This is a genomic window from Longimicrobium sp. (genome assembly GCF_036280135.1).
Taxonomy (GTDB): domain Bacteria; phylum Gemmatimonadota; class Gemmatimonadetes; order Longimicrobiales; family Longimicrobiaceae; genus Longimicrobium.
In genome coordinates this window covers 1-3,876 of record NZ_DASURI010000538.1, presented here as the reverse complement: position 1 = coordinate 3,876, position 3,876 = coordinate 1, and the positions used below count along the sequence as shown (strand labels likewise).

Here is a 3,876-nt window from a genome sequence, read left to right as displayed (position 1 = left end):
CCCAGCATCACGCCGTCGTCCACTTGCCCCCCAGGTCCGCGGCGTGGTGCCGCTCCGTGTCCAGGATCTCCGCCAGCAGGGCGCGGGTCGCGTCGTCCATCTGCCCCTGCAGCAGCTGCTCGTACCGCGACACCTCGCGCTCCTCGCGGATGCTGGCGGCGGCCTCCCACCCGTCCATCCGGGCCGACGAGGGAAGCGGCTGCGAGAGGTCGGCGAGGTCGGCGCCCAGCTCCAGCAGGCGGGCCGTGAGGCGCGAGACGTGGTGCTGCTCGTCGGCGTGCAGCTCGTTGAAGCGCTCGCTCATGGCGTCGTCGCCGCGGCCCTCGGCCTCGGCGGCGAGCGTGCGGTAGAAGTGCGCCTGCGCCTTTTCGGCCGCGCGCGCCTCTTCCAGTGCGGGGATCAGGTCCACGGGGTGTCCGTGCGGTGGCGGATTAGGAGGTTAACACTCTGGACGTCCACGACGTTATCTCGTGGACGTCCGGCCGGGCGGGGACCGGCGGCGCTACAAACTCGCGGTTCCGCCGGCAAATGGCAATTTCGGCACAAGGGAGGATGCGATGAGCGACGCGCGGTTCGTGGTGTGCATCGATACCGGGGAGTACCGGGTCGCCCTGATGCTGCACGAGATCTACCGCGTGCTCACCGACGCACGCGCCGAAGAGGCCGGATGGGTGCGGATCGTGGACGAGTCCGGGGAGGACTACCTGTATCCGGGGGCGTACTTCCACCCCATCGACGTGCCGGCGGATCTCCGGGAAACGCTGCTGCGCGTCGGCGAAGGCTGGAGCCCCGGGGCGTGACTCACGGGAGGTGATCGAATGCGATTCGCGATGCGCGTGGCCCTGCTGGCGATCGGGGTCGCGGGGCCGGTGCTCGACGCGCAGGAGTGCCCGCGGCGGGCCGTGCAGCACATCCGGCCGTCGCTGCGGGGGCCGCTGGCGCTGGCGGGCACGTACGAGGCGCCGTTCGAGTTCGTTTGCGGGCAGCCGCTGACGGTGCGCGTCCAGCAGGAAGGCACGACGCTCACGGCCGTGGCCGACGCGCCGCCGGGATGCGCGGTGGCGCAGCGCGTCCGCTGGCGCGGCGAGGTCGGCGCGGGGCAGACGTCGTTCCCCGTGGAAGTCGCGCAGCGCGGCGCGGAGCTCTCGGCACGCGGCACGGCCACGCTGCTGGATCCCTGCACCCTGGCCATCACGACGGCGGGCCGGGCGGGCGCGGCGCGCTACCGGCGCACGGACGGGCCCTGCGCGCGCGGCGACGCGCCGCGGCCCGTCGTGGCCTTCATCGGCGGGGCGCTGGACGACTGGAACCACAACCTGCAGCGCGTCTACTGCGCCTACGACGCGCAGTGGGAGCGCACCACGCGGCTGTACTTCCTGCACACGGACGATCCGGCCGAGGTACGGCGCCGCATCCTGGAGCGCGCGGCGGGCGCGCCGGTCGCGCTTGTCGGCCACAGCTACGGCGCCAACTTCGCCTACGAGCTGGCAAACACGCTGCGCGACGACGGCGGCGTGGCCCTGCTGCTCACGCTGGACCCCGTCTCCGGCCCGGCCGCGCCGCGCGTTCCCCTGCAGCCGGGCGCCGCGCGGCGGTGGATCAACGTATGGGCGGGCTCCGGCGTGGGCTTTTCCAGCTGCGGGCTGGCGGGCGCCATCGGTGGCGCGTGGGGATCGCGGCCGGAGGCGGACCTGGACCTGCGCTTTCCCCCGGATCCCGCGAAGGACGACCCGTCCCTGGACCACTGCAAGACGGAGGAGATGTTCCTGCTCCCGCCCGTGCAGGACGCCCTCGCGTCCCTCCGCCGAGGATGAGGAGGGCCGTACGTCCGCAACGCGCCATCGTTCGCACACATTGCCCATCCGCTCGAACACGATCCCCTCACGTCCAGGGCGGACGCGACACGAATACGGCGCGTAAACAATTATCATTTAAGGACTTACATCTTGCGCAAATCGCTCGCGGAGCTTAGCTTTGTGGCAAGCCGAGCGAGATACGCACGGCATCCGGACCGTTGGACAGGATGATCAGCCATGAACAAGAAGCTCTCGCTGGAAGCGCTGGTCGTGGAGACGTTCTCCACGGAGCACGCGGCCGCGCTGCCGGCCGAGTTCATCGGCAAGCCGAGCCGCTACTACACCGAGTGTGGCAGCTGTGGCATCGCCTGTACGGCCATTGATCCCTGCTGATTCCACGGGATCATGACCCGCGCAGGTCGTTGAAAGCGGGGCGGACGCGCGATGCGTCCGCCCCGCTTTTTCGCGATCACCGTCCGGCGGAACATGAGGACGGGATGCCGTGCTCCTTCTGCAACCGATCCAGGAAGCACGTGCAGAGCTAAGATAAACGGCGGATTAGGATTACAAACATCGTCGACAAAATCGGAGCAAAAACACGGCAAATTGAGGCGCTCGTGTCCCAATTTGCCGTTTCGTGTGTTCGGAATGAGGCCGAAGAACAGGCCCAAGTCCTTCCCAGAGGTCCCTTTAGAGCGTTCCCTTTGCCAAATCCCGCCTCCCCATGTACAATTGCGGCGGTCGAGCGACTGGCGCCCGGCCAACCAAAACTTTCCAAAAAGGGTTCATCCCATGAGCAAGCTTTCCCTGGAGTCGCTGACGGTCGAGACCTTCGCCACGCAGAGCCTGGACGAGGCGTCGTTCGCGGTCGCCGCGAAGAGCAAGAACTACTCGGAGTGCGACAGCTGCGGCATCGCGTGCACGTACGTGGACTGCCCGGTGGTGAGCGCGCGCTACACCGACTGCGGCAGCTGCGGCATCGCCTGCACGGCCGTGGAGCCCTGCGTCTGAGCTGTACCCGGAGGGGTAAACTTCCGGTTTCGTGAACGAACGGGGTGGGCGCCACGGCGCCCACCCCGTTCGTCATCCATCCCGTACGGGCCTTCGCGTTCACTCCGCGAGATCCCGCCCCGCGCGTCTCTTCAGGAGCACCCTTCAACGTACTCCACCTGCGGTTTCTGCCCGGCGCGAACGCGCTGCACCACGCGGCCGTCCGTCTCGAAGATCAACAGGTGTGTCGTGTCCGACGCGGCCGCGGGCCTGACCGTGAGGTAGTGGCCGTCCGTGTACTTGTGCGGCGACACCGTCACGCGGCCGGGATACAGCTGCTGCACGCGCGCCTCCGTGTCGCCGATGCGCGCGCCCTCCGCCGTGGTGACGGCGCCGGAATCCACCTCCACGCGCACCACCCGCTGCCCCTGCACCATCAGCATCACGCCGGCCGGCAGCTGCGCGGACCGCGGGTAATCGCAGCGGTCCGGGCCCTCGGGGTGCTGGGGATTGTCGTCGTTCATCCGCAGGTCGCCGCCCAGCGCGGCCTTCGCCTCGTCGAACGTCATCCCCACGCGCACGGGGCCGGCTCCGTCCAGCCGCAGGGTCCACGCGGACGTCGGCGCGGGCGCGGTATCCGTCGCGGCGGGGGCGGCCGAGTCGCCTTCCGGCGCGGCGACGGCGATGGAGTCGGGCGTCTGCGCCGTCTCGTCGGCGGCGTTGGAGCCGCAGGCGGCGACGAGGACGAGCGCGGCAAGTGCGATGGATCGCATTCGATCTCTCCAGGTTCAGGATACAGGACGCCCGCCTCCGTACCGTCACGGGGCGGGCGTTGATCCATCCAGAGCCAGTTCCGGGCCGTTCTATCGCGGCACGGGCAAACCGAAACGGGACAGGGCGGCGTCCGCCAGGCCCGGGTCTCCCCAGGCATCGTAGCCCACCCGCGCGGCCACCAGCGACATGAGCGTTTCGCCCGCGGCCAGCTCCGTCCGCCAGCGGGGCGACAGCCGTTCCAGCAGCGTGGCGAGCGCCGCGCCGGTGGCGTACACCCGCACGCGGATCATCCACTGGGCGCCGCCCGCATACCGCG

6 protein-coding genes and 1 pseudogene are annotated in these 3,876 nt (G+C 69.7%); 4 read left to right on the top strand and 3 right to left on the bottom strand.

Annotation, left to right across the window (positions count from 1 at the left end):
* Positions 1 to 7: 7 nt before the first annotated feature.
* Positions 8 to 409, bottom strand: coding sequence for a ferritin family protein (locus VFZ20_RS17330; protein ID WP_329685175.1), 402 nt, complete (start codon positions 407 to 409; stop codon positions 8 to 10).
* Positions 410 to 557: 148 nt separating this feature from the next.
* Between VFZ20_RS17330 and VFZ20_RS17325 the strand changes: the two genes are divergently transcribed.
* The 4 genes from VFZ20_RS17325 (at position 558) to VFZ20_RS17310 (ending at position 2,807) form a co-directional block, all read left to right on the top strand.
* Complete coding sequence (locus VFZ20_RS17325; protein ID WP_329685174.1) at positions 558 to 800, top strand: hypothetical protein; 243 nt, start codon at positions 558 to 560, stop codon at positions 798 to 800.
* Between the two features lie 18 nt (positions 801 to 818).
* Positions 819 to 1,814, top strand: a complete 996-nt coding sequence (locus VFZ20_RS17320) for a hypothetical protein (protein WP_329685173.1) — start codon at positions 819 to 821, stop codon at positions 1,812 to 1,814.
* 219 nt (positions 1,815 to 2,033) lie between these two features.
* Positions 2,034 to 2,189, top strand: a complete 156-nt coding sequence (locus VFZ20_RS17315) for a hypothetical protein (RefSeq protein ID WP_329685172.1) — start codon at positions 2,034 to 2,036, stop codon at positions 2,187 to 2,189.
* A gap of 399 nt (positions 2,190 to 2,588) precedes the next feature.
* Positions 2,589 to 2,807, top strand: a complete 219-nt coding sequence (locus tag VFZ20_RS17310) for a hypothetical protein (RefSeq protein ID WP_329685171.1) — start codon at positions 2,589 to 2,591, stop codon at positions 2,805 to 2,807.
* 131 nt (positions 2,808 to 2,938) lie between these two features.
* Here VFZ20_RS17310 and VFZ20_RS17305 read toward each other — a convergent pair whose 3' ends face one another.
* On the bottom strand, positions 2,939 to 3,559 hold the full coding sequence (locus VFZ20_RS17305; RefSeq protein WP_329685170.1) for a hypothetical protein: 621 nt from the start codon (positions 3,557 to 3,559) through the stop codon (positions 2,939 to 2,941).
* A gap of 90 nt (positions 3,560 to 3,649) precedes the next feature.
* Positions 3,650 to 3,876: pseudogene (locus tag VFZ20_RS17300) on the bottom strand (hypothetical protein); the annotation flags it as partial.